Below are 23,583 nucleotides of genomic sequence, written 5' to 3' on the forward strand. Positions count from 1 at the left end.
TCGCGACGGCGCGCTAGGGCGAGACCGTGTTCTCGCGCGTCACCCGCGCCAGCGAATCGCGGCCGATCTCGCCGATCGACCGGGCGCCGGTCAGCGTCATCGCCACGCGCATCTCCTTCTCGATCAGGCCCAGCAGGTGCTCCACGCCGGCCTGCCCGGCCGCGGCCAGCGCGTAGACGAAGGCGCGGCCGAGCAGCACCGCGTCGGCGCCGAGCGCGAGCATGCGCACCACGTCCAGGCCAGTGCGGATGCCGGAGTCGGCCAGGATCTTCAGCTCGCCCTTCACCGCGTCGGCGATCGCAGGCAGCGCGCGCGCGGTGGACAGCACGCCGTCGAGCTGGCGCCCGCCATGGTTGGAGACCACGATGCCGTCGGCGCCGAAGCGCACCGCATCGCGGGCGTCGTCCGGGTCGAGGATGCCCTTGATCACCATCGGGCCCTTCCAGAACGCGCGGATCCACTCCAGGTCCTTCCACGAGATCGACGGGTCGAAGTTGGCGCCGAGCCAGCCGATGTAGTCCTGCAGGCCGGTCGGGTGGCCGCGGTAGCGGGAGACGTTGCCGAGGTCGTGCGGGCGTCCCCACAGGCCCACGTCCCAGGCCCAGCGCGGGTGCGCCACCGCCTGCAGCATGCGCCGCAGCGAGGCGTTCGGGCCGCTCATGCCCGAGTGCGCGTCGCGGTAGCGCGCGCCGGGCGTGGGCATGTCCACGGTGAACACCAGCGTCGAGCAGCCGGCGGCCTGCGCGCGTTCCAGCGCGTTCTTCATGAAGCCGCGGTCCTTCAGCACGTACAGCTGGAACCACATCGGCCGTTCGATCGCCGGCGCCACTTCCTCGATCGGGCACACCGACACGGTGGACATCGTGAACGGGATGCCCTTGCCGGTCGCCGCCTTCGCCGCCTGCACCTCGCCGCGGCGCGCGAACATGCCGGTCAGGCCGACCGGCGCCAGCGCCACCGGCATCGCCAGCGTCTCGCCGAACAGCTGCGTCCGCAGCGACAGGTCCGAGACGTTGCGCAGGATGCGCTGGCGCAGCGCGATGTCGCCCAGGTCGGAGACGTTGCGCCGCAGCGTGTGCTCGGCATAGGCGCCGCCGTCGATGTAGTGGAACAGGAACGGCGGCAGCCGGCGCTGCGCCGCGGCGTGGTAGTCGGTGGGCGAGGAGATGATCATGGGCGGTGTACGGGAGGCAGGCGCGAGGCGCGCGCTCGCCGCGCCTCGTCATCGTCGAGCGTGCGCAGCGAGGTATGCACGAATTCCAGGTGGGCGTGCGCGGCATCGCGCGCGCGTTCGGCATCGCCGGCGAGGATCGCGTCCATCAGCGCGCGGTGCTGCACCGCCAGCGGCTCGGACGTGCGCGGCGACAGGAACAGCTTCTGCCGGCTCTGCGAGATGTTGGTCTGCAACAGCTCGAACAGGCCGCGCATCACCTGCAGCAGCACCAGGTTGTGCGCGGCCTCGGCGATGGCCAGGTGGAAATCGGCATCGGCGCGCGCCTCGCCGGCCGGGTCGTTCCTGCCGTGCGCGGCCTGCAGGGCCTGGAACGCCGTGCGGATGCGCGCGTGGTCGGCCTCGGTGGCGCGCTGCGCGGCGTGCCAGGCGGCGGCGCCTTCGAGGGCGTGCCGGATCTCCAGCACGTCGAAGCGGTACTCCGGGTCGGCCTGGAACAGCGACAGGTACGGCGCCATCGGCCCGGCCAGCACCTGCTCGGGCGAAGGCGGGCCCTGCACGTAGGTGCCGCCGCCGACGCGGGCGCGCAGCAGGCCCTGGCTGGACAGCTGCGCGATCGCCTCGCGCAGCACCGTGCGCGAGACGCCCAGCGCGAGCGCGAGCGCGCGTTCGGCCGGCAGGCGCGCGCCAGGCTGGAGCCCGCGCTCGGCGATCAGGTTGCGCAGCTGCTCGGCCACCCGGTCGGACAGGCGCGGCGTCGCGCTCCCCTGCCCGTCAGCGGACTGCGTCGGTGTATGCGTGGCCATGCTCGCGATGAATGACATTGGTATTACCAATGTTCGGAATCATGGCGGCAAGTATGGCACCCCTCGAGCTTGATCGCCAGGGAATCCTTTCGTGGCGGCCATGTCCGAAGGCTAAATTGGTATGTCCAATCAGAATAGCCCATGGCGCGCCATCAGCGCCGCGGCGACGAACAGCAGCGGCAGCAGCGCCAGTTCCAGCGCGACGCAGCGGCGTACCGGCAACAGTTCCTGCGGGTCCGGCGCGAAATCCGGGCTGAGCCGCTGCACGCGGCGCCAGCGCAGCAGCGCGATGGTCGGGTAGATCGACACCAGGCCGATCGCCGCGAACAGGCCCAGCTTGGTCCAGAACCACGGGTTGTGCAGGTAGTAGCCGGCGCCCTTGAGGCCGTAGGCCACGCGCAGCGCGCCCACCGCCAGCACCGCCACGGCCGACAGCCCGTACAGCGCGTCGATGCGCCCGAGCCGGGCCAGCGCCTCGCCGCGCGGCACCGGCCGCAACAGCACCCATTCGGCCACCAGGCTCGCCACCAGCAGCAGGAAGGCGAGATGGTGCAGGCAGGCCAGCAGCAGGTCGCGGCCTCCCATCACCACACCCCCGGCAGCAGGCGCCAGCGCGTGGCGGCATAGGCGTCGTAGCGCGCGCCGAACGCCTCGCGCAAGGCCGCTTCCTCGACCCGGATGCGACGCAGGAACGCCCAGGTCGCCGCCGGCACGATCGCCAGCACCGACAGGACGCTGCCCAGGCCGAGGGCGAGCCCGCAGAACGCCAGCAGCGCGCCGGTGTAGGAGGGATGGCGCAACCGGCGATATGGCCCGTACTGGATCAACGGCTGGTCCTGCTGGATCGTCACGTCGACGGTGAACCAGCGGTCGAGCGTGCGGATCGCCCAGATCCGGAACGCCAGGCCGCCGGCGACCAGCACGCAGCCGCTCCAGCGTAACGGCTCGATCCATGCCGCGGGGAAGCGCCCGGAGCGGAGGAAGGACACGGCCACGCCCAGCGCGATCGCGCCGTACAGCACGCGCCACAGCAGCTTCAGCGTGCCCTGGTCGCGCGCGCCGCCGTCGGCCGCGCGGCGGCGGTGGCCGAGCAGGATCTCGTAGCCGCCCCAGGCGAGGTTGAGGAGCAGGAACGGGAGGTGGGGCGAGAGTGCGGGCATAAGGGGCTCCGGAACGATCAGGCGCGGGCGAAGTGGCCATGGAAGCCGAGCGGTACCGCGTACGGTAGCCATGCCGTCGCCAGCGGGCCATCGTCGATATGGCGCGCGTCGAGCACCGCGATGCCGCTGCGCTGGCGGTCCGCGTCCAGCAGCGTGCCGACCAGCCAGCCGTCGTCGGGACGGTGGCTGCCCGGACGCGGCACGAACACGTGCTCCTCGGCCATGATGCCGCTGCCGTAGCGGTGCACCTGCCTGCGGCCGCGCTCCAGGTCGTAGCCGGCCACCGCGTTGAAGTACGGCGTGTCGTGGCGGCCTTCCATGCACGGTGCATAAAGGCGCGCGCCGCGGTCGCCCGGCGTGCGCGGGTCGAACAGCGGGAACTCGATGCCGGCCACGTCGTGGTCGCGCCAGCGCGCCGCGCCGTGGCGCAGGTCCAGGTGCAGCGTGCGCACGCGCGCCTGCGAGTTGCGCGCATCGCCGCTGCCGTGCATCGCCGCCTGCATCGCCGCCTGCATCGGCGAGCGCGCCTCGTCGATGTCGGTGTGCTGCACGGCGCGCACCACGATCTCCCCGCCGCGCTCGTAGGCGTCGGCGAAGTGGTAGACCGCGGCGAAATCGGCCTCGGACCAGCGCGGCGCGTCCAGCGCATCCTTGGGCACCACCGCGATCCGGCACGGCGCGTCGGGCGTGAAGCGCAGGCGTTGGAAGAACGCGCCGCTGCCGGCGTAGCGGAACGGCATCAGCACGAACACCAGGTAACGGTCGGTCATCGCGAAGCTGTGCAGGTAGCCCTGCACCGGCGTGTCCAGCACCTGCGCCTGGCGCAGCGTGGCGTCCGCGCCGATCCGCCAGAGCATCAGGCCGGTGCCGCCCATCAGGCCGATCGAGCCGAAGTTCCACAGGCTGCCGTCGCGGTCGGCCAGCGGGTGCGCCGAGAACGGCACCGCGGCCAGGTCCGGGCGCCAGGTGACCGGGCCGAGCGTGCCGAGTTCGTCCGGGTCGAGCTCGAACGCCGAGCCGGCCTCGCTCATCGCGAACAGGCGGCCGCCGATCGTGATCACCGACGTGTTGGCGACATTGGCGTCGTCGTTGTTGCGGATCGGCTGCATGTCCGGCACCACCGTGCCGGCGGTGGGATACAGGAAGCGCCCGGCGGCCTGCTCGCGCACGAACTTGGGCGTGGCGACCATGCGCGCGCGGTGGGTCAGCGTGCCGTCGCCGCCGAAGTGCCAGCCATGCACCATGCCGTCGCCGTCGAACCAGTGGTCGTAGCGGAAGCCGGCGCGCTCGGTCCAGGCCGGGCCGTTGCGGTACAGCGTGCCGGCGAAGCCGGCCGGCAGCCGGCCCTGCAACGCCACCGTCGCCGGCCCGAGCGTCTCGCTCCGTACGCTGCGCCAGCCGACCAGCCACGGGTGTTCGCGCAGGCCGGCGGCGAAGCCGGCGCTGTCGCCGGCCTGGGCTGGCGCACTGCGCAGCAACGCGCCGCCGGCGGCAAGCCCGGCCCCGCCGGCCAGCAGGGAGCGAAGGAAACGGCGACGGTCCACGGCGGCCTCCGGTCTCAGCGCAGCGTGATGGCGATGGACGTACCGGTCGCCGGCAGCGCGAAGCGCGCCTCGTCGAAGGTCGGCTTGCGCATCACCTTGGGATCGTTGCTGAAGCCGTAGCCTTCCAGCGGCATGCCGAGCATGTTGGTGTCGAGCTTGCCGTTGCCGTTCTCGTCGTGCATCACGCGGACCGCGTACTCGCCGGCGGGCAGGTCCTTGAACTCGACATGCGCGTCCGCACCGGACGGCGCGACCGCGGCGGCGCGCAGCGGGGCGCCCTGGCCGTCCCAGCCGGCGGCGTCGACCAGGGCGACGTGGAGCTGGCCGGCCTGGGTCCGCACGCCGTGCAGGTCGATGCCCAGGTCGGCGGCGTGGACGGCGGAACATGCGGTCAGGGCAAGCAGGGCGAGCAGCGGCAGGCGGGTGGTCATGGCGGCGTCCTCCGGGTGGGTGGCGCCAGTCTTGCCGCCCATGCCGGGCCGATCAGCTGCCGCAGGTCATCGATCCGACCTGCCGGAAGTCACTTTCGGCGGCGGCCCCATTGCCGGAGGCCGCGCCTGCGGTCAGCATCCGCACATGCCCCGTTTCCTGCGCGAACTGTTGGAGCCGATGAGCCTGGCCGGCCTGTGCACGGTCGCCGCGGTCGCGTTGTCGTTCGGGGTCGAGGCGTCCCCGCATGGCGCGCTGCGCTGGCTGCTGCTGGGCGCGTTCGCGGTACTGTTGCACGTCCACGAGCTGCTGCCGTCGCGCTGGCACCTGCGCCATGCCGCGCTGCTGGTGCAGGGCGCGGCGGCGGTGGCGCTGATCTGGCTGGAGCCGCGCGCCGGCACCGCGCCGGTGTTGCTGGTGGTGCTGGTCGCCCAGGCGGCGATGCGCTGGCCGCGCTGGGCGGTACTGGCCTTCGCGGTGGTGCTCAATACCGGGATGTATGCCGCGCTCGCCCATGCCGGGTTCGAGCGGAAACTGCTGATCGTGGCGATCTACAGCGGCTTCGAGGGCTTCGCCGCGCTCGCCGCCCACTACGCCGTCACCGCCACCCGCGCCCGCGACGCGCTCGCCCGCGTCAACGCCGACCTGCTCGCCACCCGCGCCCTGCTCGCCGACAGCGCGCGCGACGCCGAGCGCCTGCGGCTGGCGCGCGAGCTGCACGACGTGGCCGGCCACAAGCTCACCGCGATGCGGATCAACCTGCGCATGCTGGCCGCCGATCCGGAACTGGCCGGGCGCGCGGAGATCGCCGCGGCCGAGAGCCTGTCCGCCGAGCTGCTCGCCGACATCCGCCGCGTCGTACAGTCGCTGCGCGACGACGACCGCGGCCTCGACCTGGAGACCGCGCTGCGCGCGCTCGCCTCGCCGTTCCCGCGCCCGCGCCTTCAGCTGGCGATCGCCCCGCAGGTGTGCGTCACCGATCCGGCCGTCGCCGAGACGGTGCTGCGGCTGGTGCAGGAGGCGTTGACCAACGCCGCGCGCCATGCCGACGCCGCGCAGGTCCAGGTCCGCATCGCCCGCGAGGACGGCCAGCTGCGCATCGACATCGAGGACGACGGCCGCGCCGCCGCCACGATCCGCGAGGGCAACGGCATCGCCGGCATGCGCGAACGCCTGGCGGCGCTGCGCGGCCGGCTCGAGCTCGGCCGCACCGCCCGGGGCGGCCTGCATCTTTCCGCGAGGCTGCCTGCATGACCGCTGCGACCACCGTCGCGCTCGCCGACGACCAGGTGCTGGTCCGCGCCGGCCTGCGCGCGCTGCTGCAGAGCCAGGGCATCCGGGTCGCGCTGGAGGCCGACGACGGCGAGGCGCTGCTGGCCGGGCTGCAATCCACCGCGGTGGACGTGGTGCTCAGCGACATCCGCATGCCCGGCATGGACGGCATCGCCGCGCTCCAGGCGTTGCGCGCGCGCGGCGACCGCACGCCGGTGCTGTTGCTGACCACCTTCGACGACAGCGACCTGCTGCTGCGCGCGACCGAGGCCGGCGCGCAGGGCTTCCTGCTCAAGGATGCGGCGCCGGAGGACCTGCGCGAGGCGATCGTGCGCGTGGCCGCGGGCGAGACGCTGCTGCAGCCGGTCAGCACCGATCCGGTGCGCTCGCGCTATCAGTACCGCGACCAGGACGCGCCGCGCGACACCTTCGGCGAGCGCGAGGTGGCGATCCTGCGGCTGCTTGCGGGCGGCTATTCCAACAAGGAGATCGCGCGGACGCTGTTCCTGGCCGAGGGAACGGTCAAGAACTACGTGTCGACGATCCTGGAAAAGCTGGGGACGCGCGATCGCACGCGGGCGGTGTTGAAGGCGATCACGTTGCGGGTGATTTGAGGGGCGGGTGTTTCATCGGAGCATGGCCACCTTACAGTAGCCAGCAGGCGCGTCTGCATGCCCCTGGAATGTCGTAAGGGGAAAGATGACCGTTGAGTGGCATTGAACAGTCGTGGAGATGCGATACTTTTGATGCAGCGGATACAGGGGATGCGGGGACGGAAGGCATGGAAGGCCGGGGCGGCAAAGTCCATTCAGTAGCGGAAGGTATTGCAGATGGCGTCCGGTTTTCGTCGGTTCTCGGGACAGCCAGGGCGATATGGGCCAAGAGCGGCGAAGGAGAGGGGCATCGGCTTCTGGCACACATGCTGGACGTGGCCGCGGTCGCCGAGGTCATACTGGAGCAGGAGCCATCTCACTCGCTGGACTGGGGAGCATCGGCGTGGGGATTGCCCCGTGGACATTGCCGGCGTTGGCTGGCTGCCCTGATAGGGCTGCACGATTTTGGCAAGGCGATTCCTGGCTTCCAGGCCAAGTGGCCGGAAGGCATGACAGCCAACCAGGCGCAAGGCCTGTCGTTCCCGCTCCATGCCTGCAGTGTTACCGATCACTCCTGTGCGACTGCGGCGTTGCTGGGCGGGCCGTTGTATCAGTTGACGAGCGCTGGGCCAGATTGGGTTCGTCATGCCGTCCAGGCCATCAGTGCGCACCACGGCTTCCATTTCGCGCCGGCACAGGTAAACAGTTCGCGGCCCAAGGGTGAACCACCGGCTTGGGCACAAGCTCGCCAGGCCATCCTCCATGCCTACTGGCAGACGCTCGCACCGCAGGGTACGCCCAGCCTGGAGGAAGTGAGCCTTCCTGCAGTGAGCTGGCTGGCGGGATTGACCAGTGCGGCGGACTGGATCGCCTCCAATCCCGACTGGTTCCCGCTGGGCGAGCGACACGACGATCTGGGTGTCTACTACGACCATGCGCGGAAACTGGCGGCGGATGCACTGCGTCACGTCGGCTGGAACCGCGCACAGGCGCTCCTGGATGCGCCAGCGGGGCTGGATGCTTTGCTGGCGCGCATCACGCAACGCCAGGACTTGCAGGCCCGGCCGCTGCAACAGGCCGGGGAGCGCCTGTTGAATGGTGCGAAAGGGCCGTCGCTGCTGCTGGTCGAAGCCCCAATGGGCGAAGGCAAGACCGAGCTGGCGTTCCTGTCCCACTTGCGGCTGCAAGCCGCCAACGGCCATCGGGGGCTGTATGTCGCCCTGCCGACCCAGGCCACCGGCAATGCGCTGTTCAAGCGCGCGCAGACGTTCCTCGAAGCCTTCGCTGCGGGTCCATTGGACGTGCAACTCGTGCACGGCGGCGCTGCGATGAACGAGGATGCGCAACGCCTCCGCACGGTCCACCTGCGCGGCATCAACCAGGACAGCGGCGAGGCGCTGGCGGCCTCGGCCTGGTTTTCCCAGCGTCGCCGGCCCCTGCTGTCGCCTTACGGCGTGGGAACGATCGACCAGGCGTTGTTCGCGGTGCTCAACGTCAAGCACCATTTCGTTCGCCTGTGGGGATTGGGCAATCGAGTCGTGGTGCTCGACGAAGTACATGCCTACGACACGTATACGTCCGGCCTTATCGCCACCTTGCTGCAATGGCTCAAGGCTTTGGGCAGTTCGGTGGTCCTGATGAGCGCCACCTTGCCCAAGGCGCGGCGGAACGAACTGCTGGCCGCCTGGGGCGTGGATGTCGGCACCGTACAGGAACTGCCCTATCCGCGCGTGCTGCTGGCCGATGACGATGGTCCGCGTGGCGAGCATTTTCCTGCCCGGCCCCTGCCGCCGATCCGGCTGGCAGGTCTGGGGGAGGGTCTGGAGGCACTGGCCGATCAGGCTGCGATATTGCTCGAAAGCGGCGGTTGCGGGGCCGTGATCGTCAACACGGTCGATCGTGCCCAGGCGCTTTATCGGCTGCTGCGCGATCGGGTGCAACCAGAGGTTCCGTTGCTGCTGTTCCACGCGCGCTACCCGATGGACGAACGTGGCGAGCGCGAGCGGCAGGTGTCGGCATGCTTCGGGCCAGGAGGCGACCGCCCCGCGAAAGCACTGATGATCGCCACGCAGGTGGCCGAACAATCGCTGGACCTCGACTTCGATTTCATGCTCAGCGACCTGGCCCCGGCCGATTTGTTGCTGCAACGCGCGGGTCGCCTGCATCGGCACGAACGCCCGAGGCCAATGGCGCACAGCGAAGCGCGACTGTGGGTGGCCGGTCTGGGGCCGGAGTTCCCCGACCTGAAGGCCACGGCCTGGGGCTTCGTCTATGACCCCTACATCGTGGGACGCACCTGGGCGCTGCTGGGATGCGAGACGGTACTGGACCTGCCCGGCGACATCGACCGGCTGGTGCAGGCGGTCTATGGCGACGAACCGCTGCCCGGGGATCTGGACGAGCAGGTGCAGAACGCCATAGAGATCGAAGCCTATGGCGAGTTCCGTGCCAAGGTGAACAAGGAGCGGCAGGAGTCGCGCAACATCGCCATCGATCCGCGGGCCGAGCCGCAATCCGCCTACAACGACAAGCCGCGCGGCAACGACGAGGACGACCTGCTGGGGTTGCGCAACGTTACGCGCCTGGGACGCGAGACCATTACCCTGGTGCCGGTGGATGTCGTCGAGGGTGGCTGGCGCGTGGGGGATTCGACGTTCGCACCGGATCAACCGCTGGATGATGCCGCTGCCCGTCGCCTATACGGACGTCAGTTACGTCTTACCCGCACGGCAGTGGTGAAGCACTTTCTCGGCGCGGAGCCCCCCATCGGATTCGCCGAGCATCCCCTGCTACGGAATTTCCGTCCGCTGCCGTTAACGCAAGGGTGCTACGTGAGCGATGGCGTACGGCTGCGATTGGACGCCGAGCTGGGACTGGTTTACGAGACGAAGGAATCGACCGGGGGCACCGAATGAACAAGGACTTCAATCTGCTAGACAAGCCATGGCTGCCGGTGCGCTTCGCCGACGGACATATTGAAGAACTAGGGTTGCTGGGTGCTTTCCGACGCAGCGACCAGATCGTGGCGCTGGCCGAAACAGCGCCGCCCAATCTGGTGGCGCAATACCGGCTGTTGCTGGCCATTCTCCATCGCGCCCTGACCCGCGCCTTTCCGGAGGGGTGGAAAGACAAGGACCGTGCCCGTTGGTATCGCGAAGGCTTGCCGGTCGAAGCCGTCGCCGACTACCTCGAGCACTGGCGCGAACGCTTCTGGCTGTTCCACCCCGAGTGTCCTTTCATGCAGGTGGCGGCGCTGGATGAGTGCGATGAGACACAATCGCTCTATCCGCCGAGTACGTTGTCCCTCGAACAATTTTATGGGACAGGGATGTTCAACCAGGAGGTTTTTAGGAATGACGCCTGGTGGCCGCGAGATGTCATCAAGTCAATGATGGGGTATTTCCAGTTCGTGCCAGGGGGGTTTTTCCCCGGCAAAAAGTTGAAAGTATCTGAAAAGGCCGGCGCACTAACCGATACTGCTGCCATTTTGCCGTTGGGCGCGAGTCTGGCGCAGACGCTGACGCTGTGCCTTCACGGCTGGCGTGGCGGCGATGATCTGCCCGCATGGGAGCGCGCGCGGCTGACCGTCTCCGAATTGCGTGGCGATCCGGTTCTGGCGACGGGTCCCAATGATCGTTACACCCGCCAGAGTCGTGCCGTATTGCTGCTTCGGGAACCCGATGGATCCATTCGATGGCTGCGTTTCGCAGCAGGCTTTGCGCTGGGGGAAGACGCCAACGCTCCCGATCCCATGGCGAGTTTTCGAGTAAGTGCAGACGGCACCAAGCTTGTGAGACTGAGCTTTGGCGAAGGCCGGGCGTTGTGGCGTGATCTGCCGGTGCTGGTGCCCAATCCATCGAGAGCTAGTCATCCCGCCGCGGTGATAAGCCATGCGCTTGAGCTGCATGCCCAACTCAATCCCTTCGAATCGGTGCACCAACCCTTGCTGGTCGCCGGATTGGCCAGCGATCAGGCCAAGTTGTTGCGCTGGCGTTCGGAAAGCATTGCCCTGCCCGTGGCCTTGCTGGAAAACGCGGACAAGGCAGGTTATCTGCGTGATCTGGTGGAAAAGGCCGAGGCGGTGTTCGGCGAAATACGCAAGCTGGCTGCACGCATGCTGGCCGAAACGCTGCCAGACGCGGCAAGCAAGGACACCTATAACCGGGCGCGCAGCATGCTCGACACCGGCCCGTTCACTACCAGCTACTACGCCACCGCCGAGCGCACCCTGCCCGAGCTGCTTCGCCTGCTGGGCGAAGGCGATTTCGTGCAGGCCACCACGCTATGGCACGCCACCCTGCGCCACAGTGCATTGACAGCCTGGGAACGCGCATCCACCGGGTTGGGCCGTTCGCCTCGGGCCCTGCGGGCAGACGCCAAGTTCCGGCCCCATTTCCATGGCCTGCTGAACAAGCACGTGCCTATCACCGAATCATCCACGACCGCCAAGGAGGCTTGACGTGAGCGAACACGCGGAAAGATTCATCGAGCACCTGAGTGCCTTGCGCGAGCGGGACACGGGTGCCATGGCCGCGCTGCGGCATAGCCTGACCTTCGATCCGGGGGCTTATCCCAGGGCATTCCCTTATGTTGAGCGATTCGTCGGTGCCGACCGACCCGCCACGGATGCGTGGCGGGTCGCCCTGTATGCCGTGGCGGGGCTATTTGCGCGATATCCCGAACAACAGGACCGCAGTTTCGCCGCCGCCTTCGGTAGGCTGCTCCGCGAGCGCGAGAGTCAGAGCATCGAACAACGCTTCATCGCCTTGCTCGAAGCCGATGCCGACAACATCCTCGACTACCTGCGCCAGGCCATCAGCCTGCTGGCGGCCGAGGGCATCGGGCTGGACTACGCCCGATTGCTGGACGATCTGGCCGTCTGGATGAACCCGAATGTAGACCATGACCGCTTGCGCCAGCGCTGGGCGCGCGACTTCTACCGCGCCGCCGAATTCCAGGCCGACTCTGACACCGCCTCGTAAAGGAAGACCCTCATGAGCACGTTCATCGAATTCCATTTGATCCAGAACTTCGCCCCGTCCAACCTCAACCGCGACGACACCGGGGCGCCGAAAGACGCCATCTTCGGCGGCCATCGCCGGGCACGGGTGAGCAGCCAGTGTCAGAAAAAGACAACAAGAGATTTTTTCAAAACTTCAGGATTGGTGGGTGAAGAGAATCTTGGTATTAGAACACGGCATCTGGATCGCGTCTTGTTGGGCGAGTTGAAGTCTGCAGGGTTGACAGATCCTTCGAAGTTCAATGAGATCATCAAACAGGCATTCAAGTCCAAAGACAAGAAGGATGAGAGTGGAAAGTCCGACGACAAAGAGATTGCGAGCTCTACTTTGTCCTATCTTCTGTTTGTGTCGGCAACTGAAATTGAAGCATTGAAACGTCTTGTCGGCGATCATGCCGAGATGCTCAAGGAGCTGAGCGAAAAGAAAAAGATCAAGCCTTCGGATGTGCAGTTAAGTTTCAGGGACGAGTTAAAGGCTATTTTACGCCGTAGCAAAGCAGTTGATGTGGCCTTATTCGGCCGCATGCTCGCGGATCTGCCGATAGGCAAACAAGACGCCGCCTGCCAGGTCGCCCACGCCATCAGCACCCATCGCGTCGAACGCGAGTTCGACTACTTCACCGCTGTGGACGACAAGGGTGACGAGGACGAAACGGGGGCGGGCATGATCGGCCAGGTGGAATTTAATTCCGCCACCTTCTACCGCTACGCCGTGCTGGACGTGAACAAGCTGTTCGACAACCTGCAAGGCGACCGCGAGCTGACGCTGTCGGCCATCGAAGCATTCACCCAGGCACTGGTGCGTGCCATTCCCAGCGGCAAGCAGAACAGCTTTGCGGCACACAACCCGCCGGAGTTCATCGGCATCAGCCTGCGCCATGCCACGCCGCTGAACCTGGCAAACGCCTTCGAGAAGCCGGTACGGCCCAAGCCCGAGGACTCCCTCACCGCGCAGTCGGTCGGTGCGCTGGCCAGCTACGAGGACAAGCTCGCTGCGATCTACGCCACGCCGCTGGACCAGTGGCTGTACCTCGACCTCACCGGCCGTTGGCCGCAAGGCAAGGGCGAGGCGCAGAAGTCGCTGCCCGAGCTGGCGCGGCGCGTGCGGGAACTGTCCGCCGCCGGCCTGGGGGAATGAGCGTGGCCACCTTGCTGTTGCGCCTACAAGGGCCGATGCAATCGTGGGGCACTACCAGCCGCTTCGACGAACGCGACACGCAACTGGAACCTTCCAAGTCCGGGGTGCTCGGGTTGGTCTGCGCCGCGCTGGGTCGCGATCGCAGCGAACCGGTCGATGACCTGGCCGGACTGCGCATGGGTGTGCGCGTGGACCGCGAAGGCGTGCCGATGCGGGATTACCAGACCGCCACCGGCGTGGTGAATGCCGCTGGCAAGGTGGAGAAGGAGCGCACCGTGGTCAGCCCGCGCTACTACCTTGCCGACGCCGTATTCCTGGTGGGCCTGGAAGGTGAGCGAGCCTTGCTCGAGCGCATCCACGAAGCGCTGCTTCGGCCTGCCTGGCCGCTGGCACTGGGACGCAAGAGCTTCGTGCCATCGGAACCGGTGCATCTGCCTGATGGATTGGTCGAAGCCGGGTTGGAGCAGGCATTGACCCAATGGCCCCCGCTGGCGGCGCATGGCGCAGAGGCGCTCCGCTTCGTGCTGGAAGATGACGCTGAAGGCGCGATCCGGCTCGATCAGCCGGTGGCGCCTTTCGCCGAACGCCGTTTCGGGCCGCGTTTCGTGAGATCCCTGGTGTTGCCGGCAGGAGGGGAGCATGCATCTGACACGACTGAGGCTTGATCCCTTCGCTCCGCGGGCACGGCGCGATCTGGCCGACCCCTACGAGATGCATCGTAGCTTGGTACGTGCATTCGTCGTGGACGAGACACAGACGCCACCGCGCTTCCTCTGGCGCCTGGAAACGCAGGCCGCATGGAGCGATCCGCAACTGATCGTGCAATCCAGCAGGCCAGGGAACTGGAGGTATCTGGATGACTCGGCTGGCTATCTGAAAGAGCCGGTGGAGACCAAGGCCGTCACCATTGAGGACCTGCTCAGGGTTGACGCCCGTTATCGCTTCCGCCTGCTGGCCAACCCCACGGTTGCCCGCGAGGGCAAGCGCTATGGACTGAGTTCGGAGGAGGCGCAGCTGGCATGGTTGTCCCGGCAAGGAGAGCGTGTGGGCTTCCGTGTCGAAATGGCCCTGGTGGCGGCCAGCGACGTTCTCACCAGCCGCAAGGGCGCGACACGCATCCACCTGCGGCGGGCATTGTTCGAGGGGATTCTCCGGGCAAGCGATGTCGCGGCATTGGGCAACGCCTTGCAGGCCGGCATCGGTCCCGGCAAGGCCTTCGGGTGCGGCCTGCTGAGCCTGGCGCGGATCTGAATCCGTGCTCCCCCCGCTCAAACCACTGCCGATGAAAGATCGCGTGTCGATGATCTTCATACAGTACGGGCAGATCGACGTACTGGATGGTGCTTTCGTGGTCATCGACAAGAACGGCGTGCGCACGCATATCCCGGTCGGGTCGGTGGCCTGCATCATGCTGGAGCCGGGCACGCGCGTCTCGCATGCGGCGGTGAACCTGGCGGCGACCGTGGGCACGCTGCTGGTATGGGTGGGAGAATCTGGCGTGCGACTGTATTCCAGCGGTCAGCCCGGCGGCGCACGCGCCGATCGCCTGTTGTATCAAGCCAAACTGGCATTGGATGATGAGCTGCGCTTGAAAGTCGTACGCAGGATGTACGAGGTCCGCTTCGGCGAACCCGCCCCGGCAAGACGAAGCGTGGAGCAACTGCGCGGTATCGAAGGTTCCAGGGTACGGGCCAGCTACAAACTACTGGCCGAGCAACACAAGGTGGATTGGCGTGCGCGCAATTACGATCGCAATCAGTGGGACGCGGCCGATATCCCGAATCGTTGCTTGTCTGCGGCGACCGCCTGCTTGTATGGCATCACCGAAGCTGCGGTTCTTGCTGCTGGCTATGCCCCGGCTGTGGGCTTCATCCACACCGGCAAGCCGCTTTCCTTCGTGTACGATATCGCTGATTTGTACAAGTTCGAGACCGTGGTGCCATTGGCCTTTCGTATCGCAGCCAAGTCGCCTGCTTTCCCAGAACGCGAGGTCCGTTTGGCGTGTCGCGATCTGTTTCGGTCGGAAAAGCTGCTTGGCCGAATTATCCCACTGATTGAAGACGTGTTGGCCGCTGGCGGTATTTCTCCGCCAGTGGCGCCGCCCGAGTCCGTACCCCCCGCCATTCCCAACCCCGACAGCCTGGGCGATTCTGGACATCGGAGTCGTTGATGACTTTCTTGGTCGTTGTCACTGAGAACGTTCCGCCACGTTTGCGTGGAAGGCTGGCGATCTGGCTGCTGGAAGTGCGCGCAGGCGTGTATGTCGGCGATGTTTCAAAACGTGTCAGAGAGATGATCTGGCAGCAGCTGGAAGCAGGTTATGAAGACGGCAATGTAGTGATGGCTTGGGCTAGCACAAGCGAGTCCGGTTTTGACTTCCAGACTCTGGGCGCGAACCGTCGCATGCCGATCGATTACGATGGGCTAAGGCTAGTGGCTTTTGAGCCACAGGCTGCCTCCGATCTTTGACAAAAAGCTGGTAGCTTGTTGACCTTCGTATTTTTTCTTTTGGGTCAATGGGTTGCATTTGGTGTGTTCCCCGCGCATGCGGGGATGAACCGGGCGAGACGGTGACCATGACCAGCTACTGGCAGTGTTCCCCGCGCATGCGGGGATGAACCGCCGCGCAGACCACCAGCGGCAGCGATGCAGCGGTGTTCCCCGCGCATGCGGGGATGAACCGCTGGAGACGGCCGGGCGGCTGCGCAGCATCATGTGTTCCCCGCGCATGCGGGGATGAACCGGTGGTCAACATGATCGACTCCGGCGACTTCGTGTGTTCCCCGCGCATGCGGGGATGAACCGATAGACTCCATTAATGGTGCTGATGGTGCCAGGTGTTCCCCGCGCATGCGGGGATGAACCGCCTGCGCCGCCGCCGCCAGTCGTGTCGGCCGCGTGTTCCCCGCGCATGCGGGGATGAACCGTCGATCTGCTCGACGACATCGGGCGCCGGAAGGTGTTCCCCGCGCATGCGGGGATGAACCGTTTAGTTGGATGGATTTCGCCACACTCCGGCGGTGTTCCCCGCGCATGCGGGGATGAACCGGGAGAAACAGGATGAGCACTGCTAAGCACACGGTGTTCCCCGCGCATGCGGGGATGAACCGCGGTCGAACTCGCCAGAGGCCTGCATCCGCTCGTGTTCCCCGCGCATGCGGGGATGAACCGCGATGAAGCAATTGGGCCAGGAACGCCGGGCTCGTGTTCCCCGCGCATGCGGGGATGAACCGAATCGATTCCAGACGTAGGCATTACAGCGGGCGTGTTCCCCGCGCATGCGGGGATGAACCGGTGCGATTCACTAAACTGCGAGGCTTCATCGAGTGTTCCCCGCGCATGCGGGGATGAACCGAGTTTTAGGCCGGAAAAAGGCCGAAAAATCAAGTGTTCCCCGCGCATGCGGGGATGAACCGGAGTTCCTGCGCTCGAACCCGAACTGGCTGGAGTGTTCCCCGCGCATGCGGGGATGAACCGATGCTGACCTTGTCCGTGATTTTGGCGTCAGCGTGTTCCCCGCGCATGGGGGGATGAACCGGGGCGGGTAATCAGCCCCGTGCAATCTGTTTCCGTGTTCCCCGCGCATGCGGGGATGAACCGCTATCGCCCTCCCGGACCACGTCGGCTCGCGCGTGTTCCCCGCGCATGCGGGGATGAACCGCTGTTGGCGGAGTTGGCTGCTCGTGTGGCCGCGTGTTCCCCGCGCATGCGGGGATGAACCGTGTCTGCGTCAGTTCCGTGACTGGGACGACAAGTGTTCCCCGCGCATGCGGGGATGAACCGACCGGTCTTCGCGGCATCACCGACGCCGAGATGTGTTCCCCGCGCATGCGGGGATGAACCGCGGCCGTCCTCAGTTCGGATGTACGGGCCATCGTGTTCCCCGCGCATGCGGGGATGAACCGGTGACAATAGAGCCCTTGGTGATGGTTCCGGTGTGTTCCCCGCGCATGCGGGGATGAACCGAGGGCCCGGCACCCGCTGACGTGGGCGGCGCTGTGTTCCCCGCGCATGCGGGGATGAACCGTCCGGCTTCCAGTTCTCGTGCCCTGGGCCGCCGTGTCCCCGCGCATGCGGGGATGAACCGCCACACCGAACGGAGCGCACGCATGGAAGACAGTGTTCCCCGCGCATGCGGGGATGAACCGTTTGGTTCAACGGAATGCCGGAGGTGCGGTGATGTGTTCCCCGCGCATGCGGGGATGAACCGACGGGTAGCATCTCGGGTAGGCTCTCCGGCCAGTGTTCCCCGCGCATGCGGGGGTGAGTCGCATGAGGAGCTCCTGCAGACTCAATCAGAGTCGAGTGTCGTCATGTCAATAATTCAACAAAAGGGAAGATGTCGAGGAGTCGATCAATGCTTTGATTGAGCCTCGGGTTGACACCGCATCGTTAAGCCCGCGTCGAAATCCCGCCTGGACAGATGCTCCTTCCGTCACGTCACGGTGCGTACACCCTCGGGACAATGCCATCGGTTCCAGGCGCCTGTGCCGCATGACTTCGATCAACGTCCTCACCGTCAACGTGCACAAGGGATTCAACCTGCTCGGCCGGCGTTTCGTGCTGCCCGAGCTGCGCGAGGCGTTGCGCGCGGTGTCGGCCGAGATGGTGTTCCTGCAGGAGGTGCTGGGCGAACACGCGCGACATGCGCGGCGCCATGCCAACTGGCCGGCCGAGCCGCAGTACGAGTTCCTGGCCGATACCTTGTGGCCGCAGTTCGCCTACGGCCGCAACGCGATCTACCCGCATGGCCACCATGGCAACGCGATGCTCTCGAAGTTCCCCATCGCGTCGTTCGAGAACCGCGACGTGTCCGTGCAGGGGCACGAGCAGCGCGGCCTGCTGCATGCGGTCGTGCAGGTACCCGGGCATGCCGTCGAGGTGCACACTATCTGCGTGCACCTGGGGCTGCGCGAGGCGCATCGCCGCCGGCAGATCGACCTGCTGTGCGGCATCGTCGCCAACGGCGTCCCCGCCGATGCGCCGCTGATCGTCGCCGGCGACTTCAACGATTGGCGCACGCGCGGCCATCCGCGCCTGCGTCGCTGCGGGTTGACCGAGGCCTTCGAGCATGCGCACGGGCGCGTCGCCAGGACCTTCCCTTCGCGCTGGCCGGCGCTGCCGGTCGACCGCATCTACCTGCGCAATGCGCGCATCGACGCGGCGCGCGTGCTGTCGGGCCGGCCGTGGTCGCACTTGTCCGACCACGTGCCGCTGTGGGCGAGGATCGCGCTGTGAGAGGCGGGCAGGACATCGGCGCCTGCTGGCGCGGCGGCCATCGCCTGCGCCTGCTGGAGAACGGCGACGCCTACTTCGCCAGGGTGTACGAGGCGATCGATGCGGCCCGGCGCGAGGTGTTGCTGGAGACCTTCATCTGGTTCGAGGACGAGGTCGGCATCCCGCTCAAGGACCGGCTGGTCGCCGCGGCGCGGCGCGGCGTGCACGTGCACCTGCTGGTGGATGCGTTCGGCTCGCCCGACCTGTCGCCGGCGTTCGTCGCCGAGCTGCTCGAGGCCGGCGTGGAACTGCGCATGTTCGATCCCCAGCCGAAGTTGTTCGGCATCCGGCTCAACGTGTTCAGGCGCATGCACCGCAAGTTGCTGGCGATCGACGAGACCCTCGGTTTCGTCGGCGGCATCAACTACTCGGCGGACCATCTGGCGGGCTTCGGCCCGGAAGCCAAGCAGGACTACGCGGTGGAGGTGGAAGGCCCGGTCGTGGCCGACATCGTCTCGTTCATGCGCCAGGCCATGGCCACGTACGGCACCGGCGAGCGGTGGGAGCCGGCCGCGACGGTCGATGCGCGCGCCGCCGGAAGCGCCGAGGCGTGCTTCCTGCCGCGCGACAACGCGCGCCGGTCCCGGAGCATCGAACGCGCGTACCGGCAGGCGTTCCGCGCGGCGCGCCGGGAGATCGTCGTCGCCAACGCCTATTTCTTCCCCGGCTATGGCTTCCTGCGCGACCTGTGCGATGCGTCGCGGCGCGGCGTCGACGTGCGCCTGGTCTTCCAAGGGCAGCCGGACACGCCGCTTGCGTTGATGGCCGCGCGGGCGCTGTACCGGCACCTGCTGGACGCGGGCGTGCGGATCTTCGAGTACTGCGAACGCCCCTTCCACGGCAAGATCGCGGTCATCGACGAGGCATGGAGCACGGTCGGTTCGAGCAACCTCGATCCGCTGAGCCTGTCGCTCAACCTGGAGGCGAACCTGTTCGTGCGCGACGCCGCGTTCGCCGGCGAGCTGCGCGGGCGCCTGGGCCGGCTGATGGACGCGCATTGCCGCAAGGTCGATCCGGCGAGCGTGCCGCGCGGACGCATCTGGCGCCGGTTCATGCAGCCGCTGCTGTTTCACGTGCTGCGCCACTTCCCCGAGTGGGCCGGCCGGCTGTCCTCGCGCAGGCCGCGGACCACGCTGGTGCAGGCGCCGCGCGCGCGCGGGCCGGCGCCATGAAGCCCGCGCGCGGCCGCCGCTGGCAGCGCGTGCGACGGATCGCCTTCTTCGTCTTCCTGGCGGGCGTGGCGTTGTTGCTGGTGCGCTACGGGCGCTCGGTGGACTGGGCGCAGGTCGGGGCGACGCTGTCCGGCTACTCCGCCGCCACGCTGGCGGCGGCGGCGGCCCTGGCCGCGTGCAGTTACCTGCTGTATTCCGGCTTCGATCTGGCGGCACGCCGTTACGCGCGCCACGCGCTGCCCGCGGCGAAGGTGATGGCGATTTCCGTCATCGCGTACATCTTCAGCCTCAACCTCGGCGCCCTGGTCGGCGGCGCGGCCTTCCGCTACCGGCTGTACGCGCGCGCGGGGCTCGGCGTCGGCACCATCAGCCGCATCGTGGGCTTCGCCATCGCCACCAACTGGATGGGCTACCTGCTGCTGGCGGGCGTGCTGTTCGTGTCCGGGCAGGTGCGCGTGCCGGCGAACTGGCCGGTCGGCGCGACGAGGCTGCCGTGGCTGGGCGCGGCCATGCTGTCGCTCGTTGCCGGGTACCTGGTCGCCTGCCACGTCGCGCGCGGGCGCGTGCTGCACCTGCGCCGGCGCCATTTCCGTCTGCCCTCGCCGGCGCTCGCCCTGCTGCAGCTGGTGCTGGCATCGGCGAACTGGGCGCTGATGGGGGCGCTGCTGTTCGTGCTGATGCCCTCCGGCGCGACCTATCCCGCGGTGCTGGCCGCCTTGCTGGTGGCCGCGATCGCCTCGGCGGTCGCCCACATCCCGGCCGGCGTCGGCGTGCTGGAGGCGGTGTTCATCCCGCTGCTGGGGCACCAGGCGCCGGCACCGCAGGTGCTGGCCGCATTGCTGGCCTATCGCGCCTGCTACTACCTGGGACCGCTGCTGGCGGCGATCGCCGGCTATGCGGTACTGGAGGCCCGCCGGCGGCGCGATGCGACGGCGCATGGCGATCCGCGGCCGGGACCGTAGCGGGCGTTCCGCCGTATGCTTCGCCGCGGCGCCACGAGCGAAGGCGATCGGCCGGAGACAGCGCCAGCGAGGTCGTCCCCATGCAGCTCCGCCGCGGTTCCGCGACGACATTGGCAGCGCTCCTGTCGCTGGCGTGCATCGCCGCGCCCGGCCGTGCGCAGACCGCGTTCGATCTCGAGACGGCCAGCATCGCCGACATCAACCGCGCGATCGACAGCGGGGCGCTGACGTCCGAACGGCTGGTGCAGTTGTCGCTGGCGCGGATCCGCGCCTACGACCCGCACCTGCACGCGATCATCGGCCTCAACCCGCACGCGCTCGAGCAGGCGCGCATGCTCGACGCCGAGCGGCGCAGCCAGGGACGCCGCTCGCCGCTGCACGGCATCCCGGTCCTGGTGAAGGACAACATCAACACGCGCGACCTGCCGACCACGCTCGGTTTCTACGGCCTGAAGGGCGCCATTCCCAAGGCCGATGCCACGGTGGTCGCGCGGTTGCGTAAAGCGGGCGCGATCATCCTGGCCAAGGCGAACCTGAGCGAACTGGCCTCCGGGCCGCCGCTGAGCTCGCTGGGCGGGCAGACGCGCAATCCGCACGATCCCGCCTACAGCCCGGCCGGTTCTTCCAACGGGACGGCGGTCGGCGTGGCCGCGGGATACGCCCCGGTCGGCATCGCCACCGACACCACCGGTTCGGCGCGCTGGCCGGCGGCGACCAACGGCGTGGTCGGCCTGCGCCCGAGCACGGGGGCGCTCAGCTACGCCGGCATCCAGCCGAACGCGCCGACGCTGGACACCGTGGGCACCATGGCCCGCTCGGTGGCGGACGCCGCGCTCGTGTTCGCTGTGCTGGAAGGAACCGATGGCGCGGGCGACGGGAACGGGCCGACGCCCACCGGCACCCTGCCCGGCCTCCGCGCGGACGCCTTGCGCGGGGCCCGCATCGGCTTCCCACGCCGCGACTTCTCCGGCGACGATCCCGCCGTGGACGCGGTCATGGGCGACGCCCTCGCCCAGCTCGAGGCCGCCGGCGCCACGGTGGTCGACGTCGAGCTGCCGTTCTGGCTGCCCCGCCTCGCGGGCGACCTGCAGTCGATCATCGTGCGGACCGAGTCCGCGCCCTCGCTCGATGCATACCTGGCGGCATCGTTCCCGCCGGGGTTCCCGCGCAGCCATGCGCAGATCCTGGCGATGAGCGAGGCCCTCAACGCCGCACCGCCCGCGGGCGCCACGCCCAACCCCGGGCGGCTGGACGGCTACCGCGACGAAGCCCGGGCGCCCGCGTCGACCGATGCCTACTACCAGGCCGCCGTGCGCGAGGGATTGCAGTTCGTCAGGGCGTCCATGCGTGCCGTCCTGGTCCAGAACCGGCTCGACGCGATCGTCTATCCGACCCAGACCATGCGCATCAACCGCATCGGGGAAGCGCCGGCGCGGAATTCGCGCGGGCTGTTCGGCAACCATGGCCCGGTCCTGGCCAGCCTGGCCGGCTGGCCCGAGCTGACCGTGCCGGCGGGCGCCACGCCGGAAGGCCTGCCCGTGGGCATCTCCTTCCTCGGGCCCGCCTCCAGCGAGTCCCGCCTGCTCGGCTACGGGTTCGCGTTCGAACAGAAGACGCATGCGCTGCGCCAGCCGGCGCAAACGCCGCCGCTTGCCGGCGATCGCTTCACGTATGCCGGGCCGGCGCAGGAAACGACGACGCAGGGATCGCGCGCGTCCCCGCAGCGTCCCTAGCGCCTAGCGCCGCACGTCGTAGCGGCCTTCCCCGACCAGCGCCTGCACCTCGGCCACCGATACCGGGTTGAAATCGCCGGGAACCGAGTGTTTCAGGCAACCCGCGGCCAGGCCGAAGCGCACCGTGGCCTGCATGTCCCAGCCCTCGATCAGCCCGTGCAGGATGCCGGCCGCGAACGCATCGCCGCCGCCGATGCGGTCGACGATCGGGACCAGCTGTTCCTCCGGCGCCACGGCTTCGCCGCCGTCGCGCTGCAGCAGCATCGCCCCCAGCGCGTGGTGGTCGACGTTGTGCGCGGTGCGCTGGGTGCAGGCCATCCAGCGCAGCTGCGGGAACGCCTCGAACGCCTGCCGCGCGGCGGCGCGCACGCGCTCGCGCGGATCGTCCTGCTCGAACCGCCCGCCCAGCACCACGCCGATGTCGCGATGGTCGGCGAACACGATGTCGGCGCAGGCGAACAGCTGGCGCAGGATCCCGGCCGCGTCGCCGCCCCAGCGCTGCCACAGCTTGGGCCGGTAGTTGCCGTCGAACGACACGCGCACGCCCAGTTCGCGCGCGGTGCGGGCCGCCGCCAGCGTGGCCTGCGCGACGTTGTCGCCCAGCGCCGGGCTGACGCCGGACAGGTGCAGCCAGTGCGCGCCCTGCAGCAGGCCGCGCCAGTCGTAGCCGGCCGGGTCGGCCAGCGCGAAGGCCGAGTCGGCGCGGTCGTAGACCACCTCGCTGGGCCGGTGGACCGCGCCGGTGGTCAGGAAGTACAGGCCCATGCGGCCCTCGGTGCGGCGCACGTGCCGGGTATCGACGCCATGCCGGCGCAACTCGCCGGCGACGTAGGCGCCCAGCGGATTGTCGGCCACGGTGCTGGCCATCGACACGGCATGGCCGAAGTGCGCCAGCGACACGCCGACGTTGGCCTCGGCGCCACCGGCGTGGACTTCCAGGCTGGGCGTTTGCAGCAACAGCTGGTGGCCCGGGGCCCCCAGCCGCAGCAGCAGTTCGCCGAAACAGACGATGCGGTGCGGGGTCATGCGTTGCGTTTCCTCGTTGTCGGGGCGCGAAACGAGGTGGGGACCCGTCGCGAGTGATTGGCCATCGGTGTCATTCTATCCGCGCCCCTCCGGCGTCCGGCAAGCCCCCGCGGAAGGTATTGTCGCCGGGACTGTCGCGGGACAAGTCGCTGATTCGGGGGGATTTCCTGCTGCGCTGCAAGATGTGACCACGTTCTTCACCTGCTACCGTCGTTTTGACCAGCGGTGTCATCCGCTGCAGACCAGCCTGGATATCAGCGTAGTTCATGTGCCCTTGGGA

At 68.1% G+C, this 23,583-nt stretch carries 22 protein-coding genes and 1 CRISPR repeat array; of the genes, 14 read left to right on the forward strand and 8 right to left on the reverse strand.

The window, feature by feature from the left end:
* Positions 1-13: 13 nt before the first annotated feature.
* From lldD to FD678_RS13960, 6 genes are all read right to left on the reverse strand, one after another.
* Positions 14-1,174, reverse strand: a complete 1,161-nt coding sequence (lldD, locus tag FD678_RS13935; RefSeq protein ID WP_140724717.1) for an FMN-dependent L-lactate dehydrogenase LldD — start codon at positions 1,172-1,174, stop codon at positions 14-16.
* Complete coding sequence (gene lldR, locus FD678_RS13940; RefSeq protein ID WP_140724720.1) at positions 1,171-1,995, reverse strand: transcriptional regulator LldR; 825 nt, start codon at positions 1,993-1,995, stop codon at positions 1,171-1,173. Before lldR ends, lldD begins: the two co-directional genes overlap by 4 nt.
* Positions 1,996-2,106: 111 nt before the next feature.
* On the reverse strand, positions 2,107-2,562 hold the full coding sequence (locus FD678_RS13945; RefSeq protein ID WP_140724723.1) for a DUF2214 family protein: 456 nt from the start codon (positions 2,560-2,562) through the stop codon (positions 2,107-2,109).
* Complete coding sequence (locus tag FD678_RS13950; protein WP_140724726.1) at positions 2,562-3,137, reverse strand: methyltransferase family protein; 576 nt, start codon at positions 3,135-3,137, stop codon at positions 2,562-2,564. The genes FD678_RS13945 and FD678_RS13950 overlap by 1 nt, the downstream gene beginning before the upstream one ends.
* 17 nt (positions 3,138-3,154) lie before the next feature.
* Positions 3,155-4,681, reverse strand: coding sequence for a carotenoid oxygenase family protein (locus tag FD678_RS13955; protein WP_140724729.1), 1,527 nt, complete (start codon positions 4,679-4,681; stop codon positions 3,155-3,157).
* A gap of 14 nt (positions 4,682-4,695) precedes the next feature.
* Positions 4,696-5,112, reverse strand: coding sequence for a DUF2141 domain-containing protein (locus FD678_RS13960; RefSeq protein ID WP_140725313.1), 417 nt, complete (start codon positions 5,110-5,112; stop codon positions 4,696-4,698).
* Positions 5,113-5,257: 145 nt separating this feature from the next.
* Here FD678_RS13960 and FD678_RS13965 point away from each other — a divergent pair, with 145 nt between their 5' ends.
* The 14 genes from FD678_RS13965 to FD678_RS14030 all read left to right on the forward strand — a co-directional run bounded on the left by FD678_RS13965 (position 5,258) and on the right by FD678_RS14030 (position 22,277).
* Positions 5,258-6,364, forward strand: a complete 1,107-nt coding sequence (locus tag FD678_RS13965) for a histidine kinase (RefSeq protein ID WP_218569729.1) — start codon at positions 5,258-5,260, stop codon at positions 6,362-6,364.
* Positions 6,361-6,996 (forward strand): response regulator transcription factor, encoded by a 636-nt coding sequence (locus FD678_RS13970; RefSeq protein ID WP_140724736.1) that lies wholly within the window; start codon positions 6,361-6,363, stop codon positions 6,994-6,996. Before FD678_RS13965 ends, FD678_RS13970 begins: the two co-directional genes overlap by 4 nt.
* A gap of 167 nt (positions 6,997-7,163) precedes the next feature.
* Positions 7,164-9,890, forward strand: coding sequence for a CRISPR-associated helicase Cas3' (gene cas3 / locus FD678_RS13975; protein ID WP_140724739.1), 2,727 nt, complete (start codon positions 7,164-7,166; stop codon positions 9,888-9,890).
* A complete protein-coding gene (gene casA, locus FD678_RS13980) occupies positions 9,887-11,434 on the forward strand; it encodes a type I-E CRISPR-associated protein Cse1/CasA (RefSeq protein WP_140724742.1) in 1,548 nt (515 codons plus the stop codon). The genes cas3 and casA overlap by 4 nt, the downstream gene beginning before the upstream one ends.
* A 1-nt stretch (position 11,435) precedes the next feature.
* Positions 11,436-11,957, forward strand: coding sequence for a type I-E CRISPR-associated protein Cse2/CasB (casB, locus tag FD678_RS13985; protein WP_140724745.1), 522 nt, complete (start codon positions 11,436-11,438; stop codon positions 11,955-11,957).
* Between the two features lie 12 nt (positions 11,958-11,969).
* Positions 11,970-13,133, forward strand: coding sequence for a type I-E CRISPR-associated protein Cas7/Cse4/CasC (cas7e, locus tag FD678_RS13990; protein WP_140724748.1), 1,164 nt, complete (start codon positions 11,970-11,972; stop codon positions 13,131-13,133).
* A gap of 2 nt (positions 13,134-13,135) precedes the next feature.
* Positions 13,136-13,798: a type I-E CRISPR-associated protein Cas5/CasD gene (cas5e, locus tag FD678_RS13995; protein WP_140724751.1), complete on the forward strand. Its 663-nt coding sequence runs from the start codon at positions 13,136-13,138 to the stop codon at positions 13,796-13,798.
* Entirely contained in the window at positions 13,773-14,384 is a 612-nt protein-coding gene (gene cas6e / locus FD678_RS14000; protein ID WP_140724754.1) for a type I-E CRISPR-associated protein Cas6/Cse3/CasE, read from the forward strand. Before cas5e ends, cas6e begins: the two co-directional genes overlap by 26 nt.
* Positions 14,385-14,415: 31 nt before the next feature.
* A complete protein-coding gene (gene cas1e / locus FD678_RS14005; RefSeq protein WP_140724757.1) occupies positions 14,416-15,303 on the forward strand; it encodes a type I-E CRISPR-associated endonuclease Cas1e in 888 nt (295 codons plus the stop codon).
* Positions 15,303-15,602, forward strand: coding sequence for a type I-E CRISPR-associated endoribonuclease Cas2e (gene cas2e / locus FD678_RS14010; RefSeq protein ID WP_140724760.1), 300 nt, complete (start codon positions 15,303-15,305; stop codon positions 15,600-15,602). Before cas1e ends, cas2e begins: the two co-directional genes overlap by 1 nt.
* 63 nt (positions 15,603-15,665) lie before the next feature.
* A CRISPR array of direct repeats spans positions 15,666-17,404; the repeat unit is 29 nt; unit sequence GTGTTCCCCGCGCATGCGGGGATGAACCG.
* 223 nt (positions 17,405-17,627) lie between these two features.
* Positions 17,628-18,371, forward strand: a complete 744-nt coding sequence (locus FD678_RS14015; RefSeq protein WP_140724763.1) for an endonuclease/exonuclease/phosphatase family protein — start codon at positions 17,628-17,630, stop codon at positions 18,369-18,371.
* Entirely contained in the window at positions 18,368-19,582 is a 1,215-nt protein-coding gene (gene clsB / locus FD678_RS14020) for a cardiolipin synthase ClsB (RefSeq protein ID WP_140724766.1), read from the forward strand. Before FD678_RS14015 ends, clsB begins: the two co-directional genes overlap by 4 nt.
* The gene (locus tag FD678_RS14025) at positions 19,579-20,544 is read left to right on the forward strand and encodes a lysylphosphatidylglycerol synthase domain-containing protein (RefSeq protein ID WP_218569730.1); all 966 of its coding nucleotides are present in this window, start codon (positions 19,579-19,581) and stop codon (positions 20,542-20,544) included. Before clsB ends, FD678_RS14025 begins: the two co-directional genes overlap by 4 nt.
* Before the next feature lie 80 nt (positions 20,545-20,624).
* Complete coding sequence (locus FD678_RS14030) at positions 20,625-22,277, forward strand: amidase (protein ID WP_140724772.1); 1,653 nt, start codon at positions 20,625-20,627, stop codon at positions 22,275-22,277.
* 3 nt (positions 22,278-22,280) lie between these two features.
* Here FD678_RS14030 and FD678_RS14035 read toward each other — a convergent pair whose 3' ends face one another.
* Complete coding sequence (locus tag FD678_RS14035) at positions 22,281-23,303, reverse strand: sugar kinase (RefSeq protein ID WP_140724775.1); 1,023 nt, start codon at positions 23,301-23,303, stop codon at positions 22,281-22,283.
* A 70-nt stretch (positions 23,304-23,373) separates the two neighbouring features.
* Positions 23,374-23,571 carry a hypothetical protein gene (locus FD678_RS14040; RefSeq protein ID WP_140724778.1) on the reverse strand — a complete coding sequence of 66 codons (198 nt, stop codon included), beginning with the start codon at positions 23,569-23,571 and terminating at the stop codon, positions 23,374-23,376.
* Positions 23,572-23,583: the final 12 nt, after the last annotated feature.

This window comes from Pseudomonas sp. Hp2, assembly GCF_006386585.1.
Classification (GTDB): domain Bacteria; phylum Pseudomonadota; class Gammaproteobacteria; order Xanthomonadales; family Xanthomonadaceae; genus Pseudomonas_S; species Pseudomonas_S boreopolis.